Raw genomic sequence first — 22,907 nt, 5'->3', positions numbered from 1 at the left:
ATGAATCATACTAATTTGGATATAGAAGCATTTCAATATAATCATATATTTAATCTCCTCCAGGATATTTTTGGATTTAATGAAATAAAAGATGGAGATTTCGTAAAAGATACTTTAAAAATATTATTAGAATTTGAGAAAAATGGTGAAACTATTGTAGAAGTTGATAAAAGGTTAATATTATTTGATTTATTAAAAGATGGATGGCCTAATGAACATTTAAAAGTTCTCAAAGATTTAGGATTGTTAAACTCCTTTAATTCCCCATTTATATTTAGTGATAGGAAATTATCATTAGCAAAATGGTCTGGAAAGATAAATAGAGTTATAAATATTTTCTTAAAGAAAATAGATAAAATCCCCATAAAAATAAATGATGATAATAAACTTCATCAAATTAAAAATATTTTTAAAAGTTCAAATTTAGTATTTCTGCAAGGAGGACCAGGAACAGGCAAAACAACTTTAATTATAAACTTTATATTAAATTCTTTAAAAAGTGACCGTTTTTTAAATATAGGACTCGCAGCACCTACTGGAAAAGCCACCTCTAGACTAAAAGAATCTCTTAATGAACAAAAAGATATAATTTTTAGTAAAAGTCTTGATCAAATAGAATGTCAAACTTTACATAAATGGATTTTTTATTCTGAACATAAAGCTATTAAATTAAAATTTAAATTAAAGGAATTAGATATTTTTATTATTGATGAAATGTCAATGGTAAATATTGATATTATTGAATTGATTTTAGATTTATTAGCTAAAGATTGTAAAATAATCCTAGTTGGTGATAAAAATCAATTACCTCCAGTAAAAAATTCCTCTATATGGAATTATTTATTCGAATATTCTAATAATGAGGTAATCAAATCTTGTATAGTAAATCTCAATAAAACTTATAGAAATAGTGGGGATATTGAATTACTTAGTAATCTTATTTTTAATCCTACAGATTCCTTATTTAAGAAAAAGATAAAAGAATTAGAAAATGATAAAAAATCAAAAGAAGTTAATATCTTAAAAAGCATTAATAAGAATATTCCTCTAGGATTATTAAATGAAATTAAAGATTACATTAATAAATTACGAATTTCAACATCAAACTTAAGTAAAAAAGAATATATCTTTCAAAAAACATTTAGAGATTTAATGAGCCATGAAAAAGACTTAATAAATAATATTTTTACAGATTTACAAAGTCACCTTATCCTTTGTGAGAAGAATACTGGGACATGGAGCGTTGAGAATATAAATGATATCGTTTTAGGCCAGAGAAAACCTTATGACTTTACTAGCCTTGAAGAAGGGATCCCCATAATGTGTACTGAAAATAATAACGAACTCGGAATTTCAAATGGAGATATTGGAGTCTTAATAGGAAAAAATGAAAACCGGAAATTTCTATTTAGGAAATTTAATGATAATAACGATCTTGTAGTTGACTTTATTGAACCATCAACTCTTGATAACGTCGTGCCAGCAATTGCTATCACTATTCATAAATCTCAAGGAAGCGAATCTGAAAAAGTAAGTATTTTGTGGACCCAAAAATCTCAAATTAACAATTATAAGGAAGATCTGAAAGAAAGCAAATTAATTTTCTTTAGAGATAGTTATGAAAAGAGATTACTATATACCGCAATTACAAGAGCAAAGAATTTTCTGGATATTTATTTTCTTAATTAAGTTTTTATTTCGTGAAATCAGATTTATCTTTACCTCCAGATGTTAGATTAGTGATTCGGATCTGAAAGGCTAGTCAACAATTTAATATTCTTTAGATAAATGTTGAATGCCTGATCAGTAGATAATCAGGTATTTTAATGGCTTCAAATAAAGACAATCAATTAGTAGAAAAAAATGACGATAATTTGGGGGTAGAAAATATTTCTAATAATCCTTCAATTCAATCAGAACAAAAATTAGAAGTTACCGAAGATGAAATTTCTTTTAAAGAAGAGGATCTTGATAATGGATTTGCTTGCTTTGGGTTTAATAAATTAATATTAAATTCATTAGAAAGTAAAGGATATAAAACTCCTACACCTATACAAAAAGCAGCAATTCCAGAATTAATGCTTGGAAGAGATTTGTTAGGACAAGCTCAGACTGGTACAGGTAAAACAGCAGCCTTTGCTCTCCCATTAATAGAAAAGCTTGAAAATAATAAAGAATCAAACGCTAAAGTTTTGGTTATGACCCCAACAAGAGAGTTGGCTACTCAAGTTGCAGATTCTTTTAAAAGTTATAGTGCTGAATCAACTAATTTAAGGACATTAGCAATATATGGAGGAACTGATTTTAGGAATCAAATCTCATCACTTAAAAGAAAGACAGACATTGTCGTTGGAACTCCTGGAAGAATAATGGATCATATAAGACAAGGAACTTTTAAGATCAATAACATAAGTTGTCTTGTTCTTGATGAAGCAGATGAAATGTTAAAAATGGGATTTCTTGAAGATATTGAATGGATTATAGATAAACTTCCAGAAAATAAACAAATGGTTTTGTTCTCTGCAACAATGCCAAATGAGATAAGAAACATAGCAAAAAAATATCTAAATGAACCAGCTGAAATACTTATTAAAAGCGTTAAACAAGAAACTCAATTAATTACTCAAAAATATATTAATGTTCAAAGGCACCATAAGTTAGATGCTCTAAAAAGAATATTAGAAATAACGAATGAAGGAGTAATAATATTTGTAAGGACTAAATTACTTACTACCTCAATTGCGGAAGCTCTAGAAAACTCAGGTCATAGTGTAGCTGTTCTTAATGGTGACATCCCACAAAATCAAAGAGAAAATACAGTTGATAGATTAAAAAAAGGATTTATTGATATTCTTGTTGCAACTGATGTCGCTGCTAGAGGCCTAGATGTTGAAAGGATTAAACTCGTTATTAATTACGATTTTCCTTTTGATAAGGAAACATATACTCATAGAATCGGTAGAACAGGGAGGGCAGGTAGGTCTGGGGAAGCAATTTTATTTGTAAATCAAAGAGAAAAACATTTTCTTAGGAATTTAGAAAATTCAACAAGAAATAAAATAGAAGAAATCGAGATACCTAATAATAAAATAATTAATGAAAAAAGAATGGGTAAATTAATTACAAATTTGAATGAAAGTTCTTTAGATCAGGAAAATAATGAAGAAAAAAAAGCTTTGATGATCGATATTCTGGATACCCTAAGAGAAAAGCATTCTATGGAAGATTCAAATATAGCAATGGCAGCTATTAATTTAGCAATAGGTAATAAATCTTTCTTTATTAACGAAGACGAGTCTTGGCTTTATAGACAAAATAATTCTGATCGTAATAGATCAAATAGAAATGGAAATAATCGTATGAGAAATACAAATAGAAGAAATAATTATCAAAATGATTCTTTTGAAACCTATAAATTTAATTTTGGCAAAATGGACAGAGTTAGAGTAGCAAATATTATTTCTTCTATTTGTACGTCTACAAATATTAATGGAAGATTGATTGGAAAGATACAAATATTTAATGAGTACAGCTTGGTAGATTTACCAAGAGATTTACATGGTGAAGTTAAGAACAAACTAAAAAATTTAAGAATAAGGAATTAATTTTGGATCATGAGTTCTATTACAAAACATTTTGTTCTAGGAAGTTTTTTTCTTTTGTTCGGATTTTTAAATTCTGAATATTTAGCAGATACAAAAAATAATTCAATTATAAATTTGTTTTGTATTGAAAGTTTTAAGTTGGAAATGTTAAAAGCGAATTTAAATTATGACGAAGAAATTGCTAAAGGTACTTGTAATTGCTACTTAGAAAAATTTAGAAAAGGTACTAGTCATCAAAATTCAATTAATGAATGTAAGTTAGAAACTAAGAAAAATTTTAAATTATAATAAAACAACAATGAGATTAATAAATAATAAAAATCCTATAGTTAGGCTTTATCTAAATTTAAGAGAGGAAAGGAGTCTAATTTTATTTGCTTTTTTAAGTTCAATAATAAATAAAATCTTAGATTTAGCTCCTCCAGTAATTATTGGGCTTGCTGTAGATATTGTAGTAAAAGAACAGAATTCTTGGATTGCTAGTTTAGGAATAAAGGAAGTGCCAAACCAATTAATATTTCTTGCATTTGCTTCTGGGATAGTGTGGTCAGCAGAATCTTTCTTTGAATATTTATACTCAGTTTTATGGAGAAATTTAGCCCAAATATCACAACATAAATTGAGAATAAAGGCTTATAAGCATATTCAAGAACTAGATATGGCTTTCTTTGAAAACGATAATACGGGAAGACTACTTTCGATATTAAATGATGATGTAAATCAACTCGAGAGGTTTCTTGATCAAGGCGCTAATCAACTTATTCAATTATTTATTACTGTTTTAATTATTGGGGGGACTATGATCTTTGTTGCGCCCAAAATCGCATTATTTGCTTTCTTACCTATCCCTTTAATATTTCTTGGATCAATAAGATTCCAAAGAAAGCTCTCTCCAAAATATAAAGATGTCAGGAATAAAGCAGGTCTTTTGGCTTCAAGATTAAATAATAATTTAAGTGGGATACTTACGATTAAGAGCTTTACTAAAGAGAATTGGGAGCTAAATAGACTAAATAAAGAAAGCCTTGCATATCAAAGAAGTAATAAAGCAGCAATAAAATTATCATCTGCTTTTATTCCACTAATAAGATTTGCTATTTTATTTGCTTTTATAGCAATTTTACTTATTGGAGGTTTTCAAACCTGGAATAAGGTACTTGATGTAGGAACATATAGTTTTTTAGTCTTTATTACTCAAAGATTGTTATGGCCTTTGACTACTCTAGGTCATGTTTTAGATGATTTTCAACGCTCAATGGCATCAATAAATAGAGTAATAGATCTTATCGATACCCCTATAAAAATAAAAGATGGCAAAATAAAAATTAGCTCTAAAAAGATAAAAGGCGATGTTAGATTTGAAAATGTAAATTTTAATTATCCAGGTAGAGATTCAACATTAAAAAACATAACTTTTGAAATTCAGAATAACTCTACATTAGGAATTGTTGGATTAACTGGTTCTGGCAAAAGTACAATTATTAAACTTCTTCTGAGAATTTATGATAGTAATAATGGTTTAATATTTTTGGATAACATACCAATAAAAGATATTAATTTAAAAGACTTAAGAAAATGCATTTCTCTAGTAAGTCAAGAAACTTATTTATTTCATGGAACTGTCGAGGAAAATATTGCCTACGGGGCAACTAGTTCAAAAATTAAAGATATTGTAAAAGCATCTAAAATTGCTGAAGCTCATAAATTTATTGAACAATTACCGGATGGTTATAAAACAATCGTTGGGGAAAGGGGACAAAGACTTTCTGGAGGACAACGCCAGAGAATAGCTTTAGCAAGAGCAGTACTAAAAGATGCTCCTATATTGATCTTAGATGAGGCTACTGCTTCAGTTGATAACGAGACAGAAGTTTTAATTCAGAAATCATTATCTAAAATAACTAAAGAAAGAACAACTATAGTCATAGCTCATAGATTAAGTACAATTAAAAACGCTGATAATATTATTGTTATTGATAAAGGCAAAATTATTGAAAGCGGAAAACATGATTTTTTGCTAAACAATAAAAATGTATATTCAGATTTGTGGAATGTTCAGGTAGGAATTTAGAAAATATCTTTTCAAAAACTAAATTAAGAAGTTAAAAGACTCGATAACATTAGTAAACATACTGTCAACTTTATTCCATCTCTCTTCATTTGTTCCGACGGCAAAAGTATATAAAGTTCCTCTGTCGATTACGACAGTAGCAAGTTCATGCCTATCTTGTTCATTAAGATTTAATTCATACTCTAGATCATAAAAAATATGATTAGATGCTTCTCTCTTTTTAGCATCAATAAGTTTTACTGATCTTCCTGAACCCTCAGGCGCAATGACCTTAGTTATTAATGTTTGTCCAACTTCTTTTGGATCCCCTAGTTGCTCTAATTCGACTTCTTTATTTACATCTGATATCACCAAGCTTAAAGTCTCATTACTATTAATTAGATCGTGGTAAATAATTTCAGGACCCCCATCTACTTTTACTCTTGTCCAACCTGTTGGATATAAAAAGGCATATCTACCATCGGGACTCTGATAAGCCTCTAATCCTGCATTTATTCCTCCACTGCATGCACTTAATGCAAGACATAAAATTATTAATAATAAATTTTTAAAAGGGTTAATTTTCATATTTTTCATTGTTGTTAGAAATTATTAACTAAAAATATAATAAGACATTAAAAGCAAACAAATATATCCAATTTCAAAATATACGTCTAAATTGTTTCTAGAGGAATTTTAATCTTGATAACTTTTACCAAACCACTTTCAAAATTAATTGGTCATTTTGAGAAATTTCCCGGAATAGGTCCAAGAACAGCTCAAAGATTAGCATTATTTATTTTAAAACAACCTGAAAGTAGTATTAGAGATTTTTCTAAAGCATTATTAGAGGCACATAGTAATGTTGGTCATTGTAAAAAATGTTTTAATTTAACTTCAGAAGAAGAATGTGAAATATGTAGAAATACTGAGAGGAATCAAAAGATAATTTGCGTAGTAGCAGAAACTAAAGATTTACTGGCTTTAGAGCGATCAAGGGAGTTTAAAGGCACATATCATGTTATTGGGGGGTTGATTTCTCCTATGGATTCAATTAGTCCAGAATTATTAGAGATAAGAAGTCTAGTAGAGAGAGTTAGTAAATCAGATATTGATGAAATAATACTGGCACTTACTCCAAGTGTTGAAGGAGATACTACAAGTCTTTACATTGGAAAATTACTAACTCCTTTTACTAAGGTTACTAGAATTGCCTATGGTCTTCCTATGGGGAGTGAACTTGAATATGTAGATGAAGTTACTTTAGCAAGAGCCTTAGAAGGAAGAACAAATTTAATTTAAAAATGAAAAATAAAAATCAGATGAAAGTAGAAAAAATTTTAAGGCTTCCTTCTTGGATAAAGTTTCCTATTAGCAAAGCTTCGGAATTTGAGAAAATGCAAAGACTTATTAGAAAGTCAAATATACATACAATTTGTGAAGAAGGGAGATGTCCTAATAGGGCCGAATGTTATGCCTCAGGTACTGCTACTTTTTTACTTGGAGGATCAATTTGTTCTCGTGCCTGCGCTTTCTGCCAGGTAAACAAAGGTAAACCTAGTGAAATAAATAAATATGAAAGTATTCAAGTCGCAGAAGCAGTAAAAATTCTAAACTTAAAATATGTTGTACTTACATCAGTAGCCAGAGACGACCTTCCCGATCATGGAGCTAATTTATTTGTCTCAACGATTAATCAGATTAGAAAAATTGATCCAAAGATTCAAATAGAAGTTCTTACTCCTGATTTATGGGGAGGTGGAAAATCTTTTGAAGATAAAGATAAACTTCAAAAAGATAGACTTAAAAAAATTCTAGAACAAAGGCCAATTTGTTTTAATCATAATCTTGAGACAGTTGAAAGGCTTCAAAAAGAAGTTCGAAGAGGTGCTAACTATAAAAATTCAATAGGCTTATTAGAAAAAGCAAAGTCTATTGCTCCTAATATTCAAACAAAATCAGGAATAATGTTGGGTTTAGGAGAAACGTTAAAAGAAATAGAAACTACGATTCTCGATCTAAAAAAAGTGGATTGTAATCAAATCACAATTGGACAATATCTAAGACCTTCATTAAAGCATTTATCTGTTAAGAAATATTGGGCACCAAAGGAGTTTGAATACCTAAAAAGTTTTTGTAGTAAATTAGGGTTTAAAAAAGTATCTTGTGGCCCTTTAGTTAGAAGTAGTTATCACGCTGGTTAGACTTTTTCAATTAAAGAAAGTTTTTCTTTCATTTTGTTTAATACAAAATAACATTCTCCTTGCATTAGTGTTCCCGCCCCGCCCCAAATTAATCTTAAGAAAAGGTCTATTGGACTAGAACCAACTTCTTTTACAACTTTAAAACCAATAATTTTAAAGTATCTGACAAGTTTTTTACTATATCCTTCGGTATCATAAATAGCTAATAATCGTGCTTTTTTACTTACTTTCATTTCTATTGCCCAAGCCATAGTAGATGCCCATATTAATTCCGAAACAAAAGGTGGAGAGTTACTCAGGATCCTTAATGTATCAAGTTGAATACCCTTCTTATTAAGGTAAGTCCAACCTTTCATCTCTCCCCAAATTTTTACAACATTATCTGTTTGTTCTGCGATAACAATTTTAAAAAAACATAATCCAATAGTTTCTCTTACTTGTATTTTTATAACTAGGCCTAAGGAAAATGCTATATTTTGTAATTCTTCAACTTTCATAATTATTATCAATTAATCCTTATAAACTTTTTGATTTTTATCTTTTAATTTATTTATTTGTTTTTGCCTTTCTTCAAATCTTTTTCTATCATTATCACTGAATTTGTTTACACAAAAATGACATTGAATACCTTCTCGGTATTCCTTATTCTTTTGATCTTCTATAGAAATTGGCATCCCACATGCATGACAAATTGAGTAAGAACCTTGTTTTAATTCGTGATCTAGAGCCACTCTTTTATCAAAAACAAAACATTCTCCTTCAAACAGGCTTTCTTCCTTTGACATGTCTTCGAGGTATTTAAGTATCCCGCCTTGTAAATGGAAGATGTTTTTGTAACCTTTCTTTTTTAATAAACTAGTAGCTTTCTCACATCTAATACCTCCAGTACAAAACATAGCTATATTTTTAGAATCATCGTCGCCTATATATTTCCCTAAATTATCATCCACCCACTCAGGAAACTCGCTAAAATTTTCCGTATTTGGATTGATTGACTTTTTAAAACTTCCTATAGAGACTTCATAATGATTTCTAGTATCAACGACGATTGTATTTTTATCTTTAATTAATTTATTCCAAGAAAATGAGTCAATATAAGTTCCGGAATCTTCTGATGGATTTATTTCTGGGACACCCATAGTTACTATTTCATCTTTGATTTTTATTTTTAATTTTTTGAAAATCTTTTTTTTTGAATAACTAACTTTAATGTTTAATTTGTTATTCCCAACAATATTTTTGATTAACTTTAGGATATTTTCAATAATGCCTTCTTCAGCACAAACGGTTCCGTTAAGACCCTCTCTCGCAATTATTAATAGGCCTGAAAGATCATTGTTCTTCTCAATACTAAATAAGTTTTCTTTCAGTTCAATTATTGAATTTTCTTGAAATGAGAAGAAAGAATAGAGAGATACAATCTTGTAAATATTATTACTCATACTGTAGAAACAGTTTTATCACAATATTCAAAGTCTTTATTAAATAAAACTCCTACATCCTTAAGTAGTTTTCTATCATCTTGAAAAGATGGATTTGAGGTTGTCAATAATTCATCTCCATAAAAAATAGAGTTTGCTCCGCATTGAAAACAAAGAATCTGAGCTTCTTTAGTTAAGTTCTCCCTTCCAGCACTTAATCTTATTTTGCTTTTTGGCATAAGAATTCGAGCAGTAGCGATCATTCTTATCATCTCAATAGAATCAATTTCTTTTCCCCCCTCCAAACCTGTTCCTTCTATGGCTACCAGAGAATTGATTGGGACACTTTCAGGGTGAGGATTCATGTTTGAGAGGACTTCTAAAAGAGATGCTCTATCTCCATTATCTTCTCCTAAACCTATAATTCCTCCACAACATACATTTATACCTGCATTTCTTACTCTTTTAATAGTTTCTAATCTATCCTGATAAGTTCTTGTCGTAATAATATTTTTATAGTATTCAGGACTTGTATCGAGATTATGGTTGTATGCGGTTAGCCCGGCATCGGCAAGTTTCAAGGCCTGCTCATCTGTGAGCATCCCTGCAGTTACACATGCCTCCATTCCAAGTTCTTTTACACCTTTGACCATTTCTATCATTGAGTTGAAAGGTTTGCCATCTCTAATTTCTCTCCAAGCCCAACCCATACAAAATCTATCAGCACCTTCTTTTTTTGCTGTTTTAGCTCTATTTAAAACAGCTTCAACTTCAAATTGAGGGTGACTCTTAATTTGACTAGAGCTATAAATTGATTGGCTACAGTAAGAACAGTTCTCTTCACACCCGCCAGTTTTTACACTGAAAAGAGAAGCTAGTTGGACTTTATATTGATTAAATCTTCTATGAATAATTTGAGCTTCCCACATTAAATCTATTAATGGGTAATTTAAAATTTCCAAAATCTCGTCTCTTTCCCAATCAAATCTTATTTCGCTAAATTTTTGATTATCAGAATTAATCATTTTTACTTAGGGAAGAATAGCAAGAATCTTCAAAAGATTCATTTGATAATGATTCTATACCTCCAAAACGCCTATTCCTCGATTGATAATCTATTATTGCTTTTAAAAATTCACTCTCAGTAAAATCTGGCCATAATACATCAGTAACATAAATTTCAGAATAAGCTAATTGCCATAAAAGAAAATTACTAATCCTTTTTTCACCACTTGTTCGTATTAGTAGTTCAGGATCCATGCTCCCCTTAGTTAGTAGTTCTGAATTAAATAATTGTTCATCGATGTCACTGGGTTTTATTTTACCTGAGGAAGATTTGATGGCTATTTCTTTAGCAGCTTTTACTATTTCTTGCCTACCTCCATAATTTACACAAATATTCAATGTAAATTTTTTATTGTTATTAGTAAGAGCTTCTGAACTCTTTATCAGTAATTTTAATGAATTAGGAAGAGGTGATAAATCTCCAATAAACTTAATTTTTATTGATTCTTGATGTATCTCAGAAATTTCTTTTTTCAAAACTTTTTCAAACAGATTTATAAGAAAATCAACCTCATTAGAGGGTCTAATCCAATTCTCAGTTGAAAAGGCATAAACAGTAAGAACTTTACAATCTATGTTCTTAGATGCCTTAATAATTTCCTTAAGAACACTAACACCCTTATTATGCCCAAATGATCTAGGTAACCCTTTTTTTGTAGCCCATCTCCCATTGCCATCCATAATTATTGCAATGTGTTCTGGAATTCTCTCCTTATCTAATTTATTCGATAAATTAAGATTATTTTTTAATTGTAAGTTATTCAATCTCATAAACTAATCTTGAATAGTATTTTGTTTGTCTAACTTCTTTTCAACTGTAATAGTATCATTAGTATTTGTTTTTTGGTACGAATTGGTTTTGTTCGAAGATGATTTTGGAGTACCCGATGTATTTTGATTTCCTACTAACTTTATGAGAAGTTCTTGTAATCTGCTGCTCGTAATAGGTCTCTCGAGTTTTCCTTGATTAGCTAATGATAAAGTGCCTGTTTCTTCAGAGACAACAATACAAATACATCTATCAAACCTTTCTGTAATGCCCAACGCGGCAAGATGTCTTGTTCCGTATCTACTAATACCTTGCCTTGAAAGAGGTAATATTACTCCCGCTGAAATTATTTTATTACCTTTAACTAAGACTGCTCCATCATGTAAGGGGGTATCTGTTGCAAACAAATTTATTAAAAGATCTGTAGACAATTTTGCTTCAATCTTTATACCTGAATATAAAAAATCTTCTGGTCTTAAATCGCTTCCTAAATCTACAACTATCAAAGCTCCTTTTCTATTTTGTGATAGTTTTCCTGCGGCATCAACTAATTGGTTTACTGTCGTAGATGTTGCTCTGAATTCTTTAGGTGGGTTGCCTAGTAATACAGCTAGCCTTCCAGTCCCAAGTAATTCCATTAATCGTCGAAGTTCACCCTGCCATAGGATTGCTAAAGATAGAGAGCAAGCAAGTACTACTGCATCAATTAATTTTGAAGTTAGAGGAAGATAAGCATATCTTTGAATAAACCAAGCAAAAGAAACTAATAATAAATACCCTCTTAGTAACCACAGCGTTCGCTGTTCTTTGACTCTTGAAAATAATAAAAGACCAAATCCTAGAGCAAATAGTACATCTAGTAAAAATTTTAAGTTTATAAACCCCCAAAAATTCACATCGAAATTTAAATTATATTAAATGTACCTAACTTTGTTTGATAAAGCGATCAGGAAGGACATCATATTTTAGAAGATCATGTGGACTTTCTCTTTTCTGAATAATCTCTGCTTCTCCATTACAAACTAAAATAGCAGCAGGCTTGGGAATTCTATTATAGTTTGAACTCATAGAATTATTATATGCACCAGTGCCAAAAACACATATCAAGTCTCCTGTTTTGCAATCACCAAGTTCAAGTTCTTTAAATAATACATCTCCAGATTCACAATGTTTTCCTGCAACTGTATATTTATTTTTGGAATTACTATTTAAAGGGTTATTTACCAAACAAGCTGAATACTTTGATTGATATGTAATTGGTCTGGGATTATCACTCATACCGCCATCCACTGATAAGTATGTCCTTATCCCAGGGATTTCTTTAAATGAGCCAATTTTGTATATAGTTACTCCTGCTGTTGAAACTATAGACCTACCCGGCTCACACATAAGAATTGGTAAGTTTAAATTATTTTTATCACAAGCTTTTACAACAGATAATGATACTGTTTTAATCCACTCATCAATAGAAGGAGGATCATCCTCCTCAGTATATTTAATTCCTAGACCACCACCTACATTAAGTTCTTTTATGTTGTGACCAAAATCTTTAGCTTGTAAAATGACATCTACCATTATTTTTCCAAGGTCATTATGAGGATCTAGTTCAAAAATCTGAGAACCAATATGAGCATGTAATCCTGTTAATTTAATGTGTTTAGTTTTACTTATAACTTCGAATAGCCTACCAAGTGATTCGATTCCAAATCCAAATTTACTATCAAAAGAACCTGTTCTGATGTATTCATGTGTATGGCATTCTATTCCAGGTGTAAATCTAACCATTATTTCTATGTCGTGATTGAAGGAATTAGATATCTCTTCAAGTCTTTTTAAATCATGGTCGTTATCCACAATAACTTTGATATTATTTTTTATCGCAAATTCAATTTCCTTATCAGATTTATTATTTCCATGAAAAACAATTTTTTCATTAGGAACTCCACCTTTTAGAGCTGTCAATAATTCTCCTTCTGAAACTGCATCGAGCCCAAAACCCTCTGATGCAATTAAATTACTCATAAATATTGAACTATTTGCCTTGGATGCATATATCGGTAGTGATGGTCCTGGATAATATTTTTCTAGTGCTTTTTTATATGCTTTACAGGAATTTCTTAAGGTAATCTCATCCAAAACATAAAGGGGTGAATCGTATTTACTTACTAAATCTTCCAAAGAACATTCCCCAATAAATAACTTATGTTCACTATTAATGGTCGTTGTGACAGGAACTATGTTTTTATTGGGACTATCTTCATTAATTTTATTTTTTAAGAATGATGTTTTTACATTCATGGGAAACTCTTTCGTAAGTTTATTCTACAACTTTCAGAACATTTATAATAAAATAAATCTCAAAAAATTTTTTGAGAGAAAATATTTACTTCGATGATCTCAATTAAAGAAATTGATCAAAAAGATTTTGAATTATGTTACAAATTAGATTCAGCTACAATTTGTTTATGGACTAAAAAACAATGGCAAAGTGAGTTTAATAAAAGTGGTACCAAAGTAGTCGCAATATTATTAAAAAAGAAAATAATTGGAATTTATGTAGTTCAAACAATAATTGATGAAGCTCAAATAAGTTATTTTTCAATAAAACAAAAATTTCGTCGAAAAGGTTATGGAAGTCAACTAATGACCTATTTGATAAAAGATTGTGAAAAACTAAATATAAAAAAATTACTGTTGGAAGTTTCGGAAACTAATTCAATTGCTGAGATCTTTTATTGCAAATTTAATTTTTTAACTGTTGGAAGAAGAAAAAACTATTATAAAAGTGGTGCTGATGCTGTTTTGAAAGAAAAAAAATTCACATAATAAATATTTAAAAATCTTTTGTGCGGATAACCAGAATCCCTGAAATTACTTTAATAAGCTGCTATATCATCAATAATATTAATTAATATTGATTAATTTATACTTTTGGGTATTCACAAAAGCTCATTCTGAACACAAAATTGACTTAATACTGGTAGGTTATTAATAAGAAATTAAACACCGTAATGTTTGAAAGATTTACAGAAAAAGCAATCAAAGTCATTATGCTTGCTCAAGAAGAGGCTAGGAGGCTTGGGCATAATTTTGTTGGAACAGAACAAATACTTTTAGGTTTAATTGGAGAAGGAACAGGTGTAGCTGCAAAGGTGCTCAAATCACTAGGTGTAAATTTAAAAGATTCAAGAATAGAAGTTGAGAAAATAATAGGAAGAGGTTCAGGATTTGTAGCAGTTGAAATACCTTTTACACCGAGAGCTAAAAGAGTTTTAGAATTATCTCTTGAAGAAGCACGCCAATTGGGTCACAATTATATAGGTACGGAACATTTACTTTTAGGTTTAATAAGAGAAGGAGAAGGGGTTGCAGCAAGAGTTTTAGAAAATCTAGGAATTGACTTAACGAAAGTCAGAACTCAAGTTATAAGAATGCTAGGAGAGACTGCTGAGGTTGGTTCAGGTGGGTCTTCAAATAAGGGTAATTTAAAGACAGCTACTCTTGACGAGTTTGGTACAAATTTAACAAAACTAGCAAGCGAATCAAAACTCGATCCAGTTGTTGGACGCTATGCAGAAATTGATAGAGTTATTCAAATTTTAGGTAGAAGAACTAAAAATAATCCTGTTCTTATAGGTGAACCTGGAGTAGGAAAAACTGCTATTGCTGAAGGTTTAGCACAAAGAATACAACTTGGAGAAATTCCAGATATACTTGAGGATAAAAGAGTTCTAACTCTTGATATTGGTCTCCTTGTCGCAGGAACAAAATATAGAGGTGAATTTGAAGAAAGACTAAAAAAAATAATGGAAGAAATTAAATCTGCAGGTAACGTTATATTGGTTATCGATGAAGTTCATACTTTAATAGGTGCAGGAGCTGCTGAAGGAGCAATTGATGCTGCCAATATATTAAAACCAGCATTAGCTAGAGGTGAGCTCCAATGTATAGGTGCTACAACTCTTGATGAATATAGAAAGCATATTGAAAGAGATGCTGCTCTCGAAAGAAGATTCCAACCTGTAATGGTTGGAGAGCCATCTATTGCTGATACTATTGAAATTTTAAAAGGTTTAAGAGAACGTTACGAGCAACATCATCGTTTAAAAATTACAGATAATGCATTAGAAGCAGCAGCTCATTTAGGTGATCGCTACATTTCTGATAGATTTTTACCAGACAAAGCTATAGATCTTATAGATGAGGCTGGTAGTAGAGTAAGGTTGATTAATTCTAAACTTCCTCCCGAAGCGAAACAAATTGATAAAGAATTAAGACAAGTCCAGAAACAAAAAGAAGAATCAGTAAGAGATCAGAACTTTGACCAGGCAGGTGTGTTAAGAGAAAAAGAGATTGAATTATCTGCAAAAATAAAAGAGTTATTGGAAAATAAAAAAGAAAGTTCAGAAAAAAATGAAATAAGTAATGCTAATGAAACTACGGAAAATAACTCAACTATTATTCATGATCCTCTTGTAAGTGAAGAAGATGTAGCCCATATAGTTGCTTCTTGGACCGGAGTTCCTGTTCAGAAATTAACAGAAACCGAATCAGTCAAACTTCTTAATATGGAAGAGACTTTGCATCAAAGGTTAATAGGTCAAGATGAGGCTGTTAAAGCAGTATCAAAAGCTATTAGAAGAGCTAGAGTCGGTTTACAAAATCCTAATAGGCCAATTGCAAGTTTTATCTTTTCAGGTCCTACTGGGGTTGGAAAAACTGAATTAACCAAATCCTTGGCTTCGTATTTCTTTGGTAGTGAAGAAGCCATGATCAGATTAGATATGTCTGAATTTATGGAAAGACATACTGTTAGCAAATTAATTGGTTCACCTCCAGGGTATGTTGGATTTAATGAGGGAGGCCAACTTACAGAGGCAGTAAGAAGAAGACCATACACTGTCGTACTCTTTGATGAAGTTGAGAAAGCTCATCCAGACGTATTTAATTTACTATTACAATTACTGGAAGATGGAAGATTGACAGACTCAAAAGGTAGAACGGTCGATTTTAAAAATACACTTTTAATAATGACTTCTAATATTGGTTCTAAAGTAATCGAAAAAGGTGGTGGAGGTTTAGGCTTTGAATTTTCAGGAGATTCAGTTGAAGATAGCCAATATAATAGGATAAAATCTTTGGTAAATGAGGAATTAAAACAATACTTTAGACCAGAATTTTTAAATAGGCTCGATGAAATAATTGTATTTAGACAATTATCTAAAAATGAAGTTAAAGATATTGCAGAAATAATGTTAAAAGAAGTTTTTTCTAGATTAAACGAGAAGGGTATAAAACTAGATGTTACTGATGCTTTTAAAGAAAGGCTTGTCGAGGAAGGATATAATCCAGCTTACGGAGCAAGGCCTTTAAGAAGAGCAGTCATGCGCTTATTAGAAGATAGTTTAGCTGAAGAGGTGTTATCAGGAAGAATTAAAGATGGAGACAAAGCTATAGTTGATATTGATGAGAACAAGAAAGTTATAGTAAATATTTCTACAGAAGAATCTTCTCAAGAATTGGCAGGGGCTAATTTCTAGATAGCTTCTCTGATATGCAATTAATATCTCCAGAAAAAATATTTAGGGGAAATAATGCTTGGGAAGAATCTCTGACACAAATAAAAAAAATTTCTAAGCGTCCCTTGGTTTTAGGTAGAAGTTTATCAACGAAGGAAATAAGGCATCAAATTTATAAAGACTTACAAGATCATCATTTCCATATAATTAAATCAAACTTACAATTTGATTGTTGTTATGAAGATCTTGAAAGAATAGAAAGAATCATACTTAAAAATAATTGCGATTCAATTATTGCTATAGGTGGAGGCAAAGTTTTAGACGCAGGAAAATTTTTAGCAGACTTTCTATCGATTCCTGCTATTACTATCCCTTTAAGTGCATCTACTTGTGCAGGTTGGACTGCATTATCAAATATTTATTCAAAAGATGGACAATTTATCAAGGATATTGAGTTGAAATCTTGTCCTGAAATATTAGTACTTGATCACGGTTTTATTAAAACAGCCCCTAAGCGGACACTTGCTAGTGGAATAGCTGATGCATTAGCTAAATGGTACGAATCTTCTTTGACTAGCTCAAAAGTGGAAGATGGACTCGTTCAGCAAGCAATTCAAATATCAAGAGTATTAAGAGACCAATTACTTATTAATGGAGAAAGTGCTTATAAGAGTCAGTCATTCCATAACGTTGCTTGGTGTAATGTTGTAGAGGGATGTTCACTTACTGCTGGATTGATTGGTGGAATTGGTGGAGAAAAATGTAGAACTGCAGCTGCTCATGCTATACATAATGCTATTACTCAGATAATTTCAAGTCATAAGCCTTTACATGGTGAAATTGTTGGAGTAGGAATCTTATTGCAACTGAGATTAGAAGAAACTAAAAATAACAATAAATTAGCTAATCAATCTATTAAACAGTTAATGGAATTAATGAGAAAATTAGATTTACCAACTACTATTGCCGACTTAGGAATAAATGTTTTTGAAAATAATAATTTACAAAAAATTGCTGAATTTACCTGCAGGGATAAATCAGAGATTCATTTTTTGCCTTTTGAAATCAATCAGCAAGATATAATAAAAACTATTACAGAATTTGAAAAACAAAAAATTAAAATAGCATAAATACTTTGAATAAGAATATTTATAATGATCTTAATAAGTTGAATATTGATTATTTTGAAAAAGTCAAAAACTCTATTCAAGATCCATTAGGATTTAATATATCTAATGACGTTAATTGGATAAAGCTTAACGAAAAATGGAATTCTTCTGAATTTCCAGTCGTTATGGGAGGAACTGGTCAACCAATCCTTTTCTTACATGGATTTGATAGTAGTTTTCTTGAATTTAGGAGGATTTATCCATTTTTAAAAAAAAAATTCCAATTAATAATTCCTGATTTATTAGGATTTGGATTTACTCCGAGGAATGCTTCCAATCAATATAATCCTCGTAAAATAATTTATAATCTTCTTGATATTATTAATACCCTTAAATTAAAAAATAAATTAATGGTTGTAGGAGCTTCAATGGGAGGATCAGTAGCGATAAACTTGTCGAAAGAAATCCCAGAGCTCATTGATAAGATGATTCTGTTATCTCCAGCGGGTTTGTTTGGAGAATCCAAAAATATTCCCTTCCCACTAAACCAGATTGGGGCGTCTTTTTTAGGATTATCTCAAGTAAGAAAGGGTCTTTGTAGACAAGCTTTTGCATATCCAGATAAAAGTGTTGGTTCAATGGAAGAACAAATTGCCTCAATTCATTTAGGATGCTCCGGTTGGAGAAATTCGTTAGCTTCTTTTGCAAAAAGTGGTGGATTTGCTGGGACATATAAATACATGCAAAATATTTCAATTAAAACTATTTGTGGAGAGAATGATCGCATTCTCGGTAAAAAAGAAATTAATAAAATAAAACAAATAGATCAATTAAATTTTATTGGGTTGAAAAATTGTGGTCATCTTCCACATGTAGATTTGCCATCATTATCTAGCAAGATTATTTATGATTATTTTTGTACCTAGTAAAAGTATTTTTAATAATTTTATTTGTAATGGAATTTAAACTTGATATTTAAAGGATATATAAACAAAATATTTCTATCTTTAAAAAAAATTAATTGTCAAATCTTAATAAAAAAAAATTAATTAGTGAATATAGATTTATCTGTAAAGTTAATACTTAGGAATTAATTAAAAAACCTCAAAATTATAATTATATAATAGATAACTGAAGGGGTAAAAATGTAACTATCAATTCTATCAAGTATTCCACCATGACCAGGTAAAAAAGTTCCAGAATCTTTAATTTTCGCATCTCTTTTCATCATTGATTCAATTAAATCTCCTACTAATGCCATAAGAGAAACTAATATTCCATATAAAATCCCAATTAAGAATGGATTCTGCCAACTAAGTAAAAACGCAAAAAAGGTTGCTACTGAAATTGAGCATATTATTCCTCCGATCAGACCTTCGATAGTTTTACTTGGAGATAATGGGGAAAGAGCCCTTTCCCCAAATGACTTTCCAATAAAATAAGAACCTATATCACTTGCCACAATTAATAAACATGAAATTAATGTTAAATAAAGACCTGTCGAATTTGAGATATTTTCAAAGGATAATATTCCATTGGAAGAATTATTTATAGTCGATTGTATTGCTCTTAATTTAATCCAATAACTAGGTAAAAAACCTAAATAAAATAATCCGAAAATTGATGCTGCAATATCTGAAATGGTGCCTGACTTTGGCTGCAGCAATAACCACGTGCATATTCCTACTGAACATATTGGTAATATTGAATTGTATATCTCTCTATCAAGGAATCCAATAACTTCTAGATATGTAGCAATTGTAATTATGAAGCAAGAAAATAAGGTAGTTTTGGTGGCTGGTTTAATTCCTGTGAATTCTGCCATTCTAAAAAATTCGAGAAGTGCAATGTAGGTAAGTAATGCAATTGCTATTGTGAAATACCATCCGCCTAATAAAACAACAACTAACCCAAACAATCCAATTAATAAGCCACTTCGCAATCTCATATTTGATTTTTAGTTATTTAAGACCCTTATATAAGAATTTAACAGATCTTCGTTGTACAAACTTTGAGCTTCTATCCAATCTATTCTTTCCTTGTCTATTCTCTCTCCAGGTACAATTAAAGGTATTCCAGGAGGATAAGGACAAATAATATCTCCAGAAATTTTTCCCAAAGATTCAACTAGAGGAATGCTAATACTCTTACTTTTCCAAGCAACTCCTATTGGTATTTCTGGTGATTGAACTATTCTAAAAGGAGGTTTTATAGCTTTCAAACCATAAGATTTATTAGTATGAATTAGTAACTTTTTCCATAATTTTTGAAACAAAAAAGTAAAATCCTTTTGATTTGAAAATCCAAGACAAAAAGTAAGCGTCATCATTTCAGGTAATTCAGCAATTAATCCGTTTTTATAAAAAAATCTATCTGCAGTAAAGCCATCAATACCAACTTTAGAAGTATTTAGTATTATTTTTAAAGGATCTTGAGTTTCAATAAGAGGTATCTTTTTTTTTATTAACTCATTGTAGATTGATTTTGCTTCTAAAATTCTTTTTTTGTATTTATTAAGATTATCCTTATTAAGCCAGTCTTTAATGGACTCCTCACAAGAAGAAAGCAAGAGAGAATTAGGACTAGTAGTTTGCAGTAAATTTATGCTTTTGATTAATTTATTTTCTTCTACTAGATACCCATTATGCCAAATTATTGCTGTTTGAGTTAGTCCATTAAGTGACTTATGTAATGAATGGACTACTAAATCAGCTTTAGATCTTAAGGCTGATTTCGGTAAATTAAAGTTTTCACAAAAAAGAAAATACGAACCATGGGCTTCATCAACTAAAACAGGCAAATTATGTAGATGACAAATTTTAATTAAAGGTTCAAGATCCGTTGCATATCCTTGATAGTAAGGACTAACTAATATGACTCCTGCAATTTTAAAATTGTCAAAATCTATATTATTGAATACATTTGTAAACCATCTTTTCGTGATGGGCATGTAATGTCCAGTTACTCTAGAAAACTCTATGTCAAAGAATATTGGGATAATATTCTGCAAAGCACAAGCTTTAATAACACTTATATGAACATTCCTTGGCATAAGAATATATTCACCAGGATTAGCCATAGCGATTATTCCTGATTGAATCAAACCTGATGCTCCATTTACTCCAAAAAAACATTTTTTTGCATTAACTTTTTTTGAAATTGATATTTGCGCATCATGTATTAATCCACTATTAGATAATGGAGAACCTATTTCAGGAAGTTCTGGCAAATCCCAAAAACCTGGTTGTTTTTTTAATAATCTAATCAAGCCTTTTGGTAAAGCTTTCCCTCTATTGTGGGCAGGGAAAAAAAGTGATTTTAAAAACTTTTTAGATAGAAAAGAGGAAATACTCATAAAGTATTATTGGCACATATAGAATATGTTGAAGACAAATTCTTCTTTAATATCTTAAATGTAAATGGCAACTTCTTATTCAAAATATTCACCTAAAGGAGATATGATTTGGTTGATCCTTAGACCATGGATATTACTACCAAGAGTTTTATATATACTTTTAACTTTAATTTTTCTTTTAGTAAGAATACTATTTCAAGGTAACAGTAATAGTAAGAGTGTACAGAAAAATCTTTCAAAATACCTTTTTGATGTTATTACAGATTTGGGTCCATGTTTTATTAAATTAGGACAAGCACTTTCAACTAGACCAGATCTTGTAAGGCAAGATTGGCTAACAGAACTTACAAATCTACAGGATAATCTCCCACCTTTTAAACATAAAATTGCTCTAAAAATAATTGAAGATGAACTTGGACTTCCTGCTAATGAATTATTTGATGATTTTCCAGATGAACCTATTGCATCAGCAAGTCTAGGAATAGTTTATAAAGCAAGAAAAAAAAATAATAATTTTTGTGCTGTAAAAGTACAAAGACCTAATTTATATTTTCTTATTAGAAGAGATATTGTAATTCTAAAAATCTTAGCGACTGCTTTCGGATCATTTTTACCACTTAATATAGGTGTTGGTATTGGAGAAATAATAGATGAATTTGGTAGGGCCCTTTTCGATGAAATTGATTACGAGCAAGAAGGGAAAAATGCATTGAAGTTTGCCGATCTTTTTAAATCTAATCCCAATGTATTTATACCAAAATTAGAAAAAGATTTTTCCTCAAAAAGGGTTATTACAACATCTTGGATTGATGGAGTTAAATTAAGGGACAGAGAAATTTTAGAGCAAAATAATTTAATTCCTTCTTCTTATATTAGAACTTGCGTGATAAGTGGACTGCAGCAATTATTCGAATATGGTTATTTTCATGCAGATCCTCATCCTGGAAACATGTTTGCTCTTAAAGGAGGAACTTTAGATAATGGACACTTAGCATACGTTGATTTTGGGATGATGGATACTATTACAAATTCAGATAGACTCACACTCATTAAGGCAATTGTGCATTTGATTAACCAAGAATATTTACTTATGGCTAAAGATTTTCAGAAATTAGGTTTCTTAACCAAAGAACAAGATCTTGAACAACTTGTAGAACCACTTAAAGAGGTCCTTGGGGGAGCATTTGGGGCCGAGGTTGGAAATTTTAATTTAAAAAATGTAACTGATAAATTCTCAAAACTTATGTATTCTTATCCGTTTAGAGTTCCAAGTAGGTTCGCACTAATAATTAGAGCTGTTGTAAGTCAAGAAGGTTTAGCTTTGAGACTTGATCCTGAATTTAAGATCTTAAAAATTGCATATCCATACATTGCAAAAAAACTTTTAACAGATAATTCAGATGAAATTGTAAATATTCTTCTTGAAGTTGTATTTGATAATGAAGGAAGGATTCAGATAGACAAGCTTGAAAGTTTATTAAATACATTATTTAAGGATACCGAAAATATTAATGCAGATCTCATTCCAGTAGCCAATGCAGGTTTGAAACTAATTGTAAGTAACAAAGGATCTGAAGTAAGAAAAAACCTTTTATTAAGCCTTGTTAAGGATGATAGATTGGAATTTAAAGATGCAGAAAAACTCTTAATTTTGCTTAGAGATACTTTTAGTCCTCTAAAATTGGCTAAAAGTGCTGTTCAAAACATTATATCTCCAGCTTAGTGTTTGCTTTGATGTCAACTCATTAAATTATAGTTTTTGATTTATGAATTGATTAAAATTAAATAATCCTTTAGATGCATAATTTAA

The 22,907-nt window shown here is 30.3% G+C and carries 20 protein-coding genes; 11 read left to right on the top strand and 9 right to left on the bottom strand.

Going from position 1 to position 22,907, the window contains the following annotated elements:
- The 4 genes from TX50_RS05910 to TX50_RS05895 all read left to right on the top strand — a co-directional run bounded on the left by TX50_RS05910 (nt 1) and on the right by TX50_RS05895 (nt 5,676).
- Nucleotides 1-1,689, top strand: a complete 1,689-nt coding sequence (locus TX50_RS05910; RefSeq protein WP_011132735.1) for an ATP-dependent DNA helicase — start codon at nt 1-3, stop codon at nt 1,687-1,689.
- A gap of 137 nt (nt 1,690-1,826) precedes the next feature.
- Complete coding sequence (locus TX50_RS05905) at nt 1,827-3,605, top strand: DEAD/DEAH box helicase (RefSeq protein WP_011132734.1); 1,779 nt, start codon at nt 1,827-1,829, stop codon at nt 3,603-3,605.
- Between the two features lie 9 nt (nt 3,606-3,614).
- Nucleotides 3,615-3,893 (top strand): hypothetical protein, encoded by a 279-nt coding sequence (locus TX50_RS05900; RefSeq protein ID WP_011132733.1) that lies wholly within the window; start codon nt 3,615-3,617, stop codon nt 3,891-3,893.
- A 10-nt stretch (nt 3,894-3,903) separates the two neighbouring features.
- On the top strand, nt 3,904-5,676 hold the full coding sequence (locus TX50_RS05895; protein ID WP_011132732.1) for an ABC transporter ATP-binding protein: 1,773 nt from the start codon (nt 3,904-3,906) through the stop codon (nt 5,674-5,676).
- Nucleotides 5,677-5,694: 18 nt separating this feature from the next.
- Here TX50_RS05895 and psbP read toward each other — a convergent pair whose 3' ends face one another.
- Nucleotides 5,695-6,252 carry a photosystem II reaction center PsbP gene (psbP, locus tag TX50_RS05890; RefSeq protein WP_011132731.1) on the bottom strand — a complete coding sequence of 186 codons (558 nt, stop codon included), beginning with the start codon at nt 6,250-6,252 and terminating at the stop codon, nt 5,695-5,697.
- A 105-nt stretch (nt 6,253-6,357) separates the two neighbouring features.
- Between psbP and recR the strand changes: the two genes are divergently transcribed.
- Both recR and lipA read left to right on the top strand, forming a co-directional pair.
- Nucleotides 6,358-6,957: a recombination mediator RecR gene (gene recR, locus TX50_RS05885; RefSeq protein ID WP_011132730.1), complete on the top strand. Its 600-nt coding sequence runs from the start codon at nt 6,358-6,360 to the stop codon at nt 6,955-6,957.
- A 2-nt stretch (nt 6,958-6,959) separates the two neighbouring features.
- Entirely contained in the window at nt 6,960-7,859 is a 900-nt protein-coding gene (gene lipA, locus TX50_RS05880) for a lipoyl synthase (protein ID WP_011132729.1), read from the top strand.
- On the opposite strand, the gene TX50_RS05875 is transcribed toward lipA, so the two are convergent.
- From TX50_RS05875 to lysA, 6 genes are read right to left on the bottom strand one after another with little or no spacing between them, the layout of a single operon-like run.
- Nucleotides 7,856-8,356, bottom strand: coding sequence for a hypothetical protein (locus TX50_RS05875; RefSeq protein ID WP_036930323.1), 501 nt, complete (start codon nt 8,354-8,356; stop codon nt 7,856-7,858). The genes lipA and TX50_RS05875 overlap by 4 nt on opposite strands.
- A gap of 12 nt (nt 8,357-8,368) precedes the next feature.
- The gene (locus tag TX50_RS05870) at nt 8,369-9,301 is read right to left on the bottom strand and encodes a rhodanese-related sulfurtransferase (protein ID WP_011132727.1); all 933 of its coding nucleotides are present in this window, start codon (nt 9,299-9,301) and stop codon (nt 8,369-8,371) included.
- Nucleotides 9,298-10,305, bottom strand: a complete 1,008-nt coding sequence (bioB, locus tag TX50_RS05865) for a biotin synthase BioB (protein ID WP_011132726.1) — start codon at nt 10,303-10,305, stop codon at nt 9,298-9,300. Before bioB ends, TX50_RS05870 begins: the two co-directional genes overlap by 4 nt.
- The gene (locus TX50_RS05860) at nt 10,298-11,116 is read right to left on the bottom strand and encodes an isoprenyl transferase (RefSeq protein ID WP_011132725.1); all 819 of its coding nucleotides are present in this window, start codon (nt 11,114-11,116) and stop codon (nt 10,298-10,300) included. The genes bioB and TX50_RS05860 overlap by 8 nt, the downstream gene beginning before the upstream one ends.
- A 3-nt stretch (nt 11,117-11,119) precedes the next feature.
- Entirely contained in the window at nt 11,120-12,010 is an 891-nt protein-coding gene (cdaA, locus tag TX50_RS05855; protein ID WP_011132724.1) for a diadenylate cyclase CdaA, read from the bottom strand.
- A 28-nt stretch (nt 12,011-12,038) separates the two neighbouring features.
- A complete protein-coding gene (gene lysA, locus TX50_RS05850) occupies nt 12,039-13,412 on the bottom strand; it encodes a diaminopimelate decarboxylase (RefSeq protein ID WP_011132723.1) in 1,374 nt (457 codons plus the stop codon).
- 93 nt (nt 13,413-13,505) lie between these two features.
- Between lysA and TX50_RS05845 the strand changes: the two genes are divergently transcribed.
- From TX50_RS05845 to TX50_RS05830, 4 genes are all read left to right on the top strand, one after another.
- On the top strand, nt 13,506-13,940 hold the full coding sequence (locus TX50_RS05845; RefSeq protein WP_011132722.1) for a GNAT family N-acetyltransferase: 435 nt from the start codon (nt 13,506-13,508) through the stop codon (nt 13,938-13,940).
- 185 nt (nt 13,941-14,125) lie between these two features.
- Nucleotides 14,126-16,654, top strand: coding sequence for an ATP-dependent Clp protease ATP-binding subunit (locus TX50_RS05840; RefSeq protein WP_011132721.1), 2,529 nt, complete (start codon nt 14,126-14,128; stop codon nt 16,652-16,654).
- Nucleotides 16,655-16,668: 14 nt separating this feature from the next.
- Nucleotides 16,669-17,763 (top strand): iron-containing alcohol dehydrogenase, encoded by a 1,095-nt coding sequence (locus tag TX50_RS05835; RefSeq protein WP_011132720.1) that lies wholly within the window; start codon nt 16,669-16,671, stop codon nt 17,761-17,763.
- Nucleotides 17,764-17,768: 5 nt separating this feature from the next.
- Entirely contained in the window at nt 17,769-18,668 is a 900-nt protein-coding gene (locus TX50_RS05830; RefSeq protein WP_011132719.1) for an alpha/beta fold hydrolase, read from the top strand.
- 164 nt (nt 18,669-18,832) lie between these two features.
- Here TX50_RS05830 and TX50_RS05825 read toward each other — a convergent pair whose 3' ends face one another.
- Together TX50_RS05825 and TX50_RS05820 are read right to left on the bottom strand one after the other, a co-directional pair.
- Nucleotides 18,833-19,690: a phosphatidate cytidylyltransferase gene (locus TX50_RS05825; RefSeq protein ID WP_011132718.1), complete on the bottom strand. Its 858-nt coding sequence runs from the start codon at nt 19,688-19,690 to the stop codon at nt 18,833-18,835.
- 9 nt (nt 19,691-19,699) lie between these two features.
- A complete protein-coding gene (locus tag TX50_RS05820) occupies nt 19,700-21,097 on the bottom strand; it encodes an aminotransferase class I/II-fold pyridoxal phosphate-dependent enzyme (RefSeq protein WP_011132717.1) in 1,398 nt (465 codons plus the stop codon).
- 64 nt (nt 21,098-21,161) lie between these two features.
- Here TX50_RS05820 and TX50_RS05815 point away from each other — a divergent pair, with 64 nt between their 5' ends.
- Nucleotides 21,162-22,820 (top strand): ABC1 kinase family protein, encoded by a 1,659-nt coding sequence (locus tag TX50_RS05815; protein WP_011132716.1) that lies wholly within the window; start codon nt 21,162-21,164, stop codon nt 22,818-22,820.
- Nucleotides 22,821-22,907: the final 87 nt, after the last annotated feature.

Source organism: Prochlorococcus marinus subsp. pastoris str. CCMP1986, assembly GCF_000011465.1.
GTDB classification, from domain to species: domain Bacteria; phylum Cyanobacteriota; class Cyanobacteriia; order PCC-6307; family Cyanobiaceae; genus Prochlorococcus_A; species Prochlorococcus_A pastoris.
The sequence above is the reverse complement of the archived record's forward strand: the minus strand, read 5'-3'. Positions and strand labels throughout refer to the sequence as shown.